Annotated in this window: 1 protein-coding gene; it reads right to left on the bottom strand. The window is 45.2% G+C overall.

The features are described from left to right. On the bottom strand, positions 1-1,104 hold a 1,104-nt coding region (locus tag A3750_RS23970; protein ID WP_255374901.1), incomplete at its 3' end, for an MBL fold metallo-hydrolase. Positions 1,105-1,118: the final 14 nt, after the last annotated feature.

The following is a 1,118-nucleotide window of genomic DNA, read 5'->3' on the forward strand; positions in this document are numbered from 1 at the left end:
ACACATCCCACCGCTTACTACAACCACATCGAATTCCTTCAAAATCTCCATCGGTGTTACCGTTTTTTTCTTACGAGGTTGTGTGTTTCCTTTGTCACCGCCATCTGAGGGCGTGACCTTTAGCTTTCCGGATGTGGCCACCTTGCCGTTAGACAAGTTATCGAACAAATTTCCGATGTTTTTAGGGTGTATACCCGTTGTCTCGGTAAGATCATCCCTCAGATACTGTCTATCCAGATTTTGTGGCCGGGTAGAAGAAAGCAAACGAGGAAGCTCTTCCCCATAAACTTTATTTAAGCGATTACTCAGAGGACTTTCTAAGTAGCATTGCAAGTCACCTTTGCAGCTATTCCTCCAACGCAGACCAATTGTAAACAGATCCGTCAAAATCTCTTGTGTTCGATGGAAAGCAAAAGTTGGAATAACAAGCGTGCCACCTCGTTCCTTAGTATCGATGATCACTTGCTCCAGCGCGCGAATACGATTCTCGCTGCTTTTATACTGATCCTCGCGTACCCTTGATCCATACGTCGATTCCATGACCAAGAAATCTGTATACGGAGGGGGAGCATGATTTTTCTTCATCATTGGCAAATAACAGTTCTGGGAAGACTGACACCCAATGTCTCCAGAGAAAAATATAGACCGGTCGGCATAAGTACTTTTATCACCCTGATCGTTCCAATTGATGCTAAAACCACACGCTCCCAATACGTGACTACTTCGCCAAGGACTTAAAGTAAGGCCCGGCGCAAGTGTAAAAATCTTTCCCCACTTAAAATCGCGTCTTTGTTCTGCAATCTCTGAGGCACTGTAATCGATAGGACTCCACTGTATACGGCGCACATCTTCTTTAGTGTATTCACTATCTGAAAACCCGGCTCCATCAAGCAGCATCTCTTCCGCTACGCGCGCAGTTGCATTTGTGCAATACACTTTGCCCTTGAAACCTTCACGAACAAGTTTCCCTATCAATCCACAGTGATCGATATGCGCATGAGTAAGGAGTAGGTATTTGATTTTCTTGGGGTCAAACTCAAACGGTTGATGGTTCAACCACACCTCATGATCTGTCCCCTGATATAACCCGCAATCAACCAGCAACTGTGTATCCGATG

This window comes from Oleiphilus sp. HI0079 (assembly GCF_001635105.1).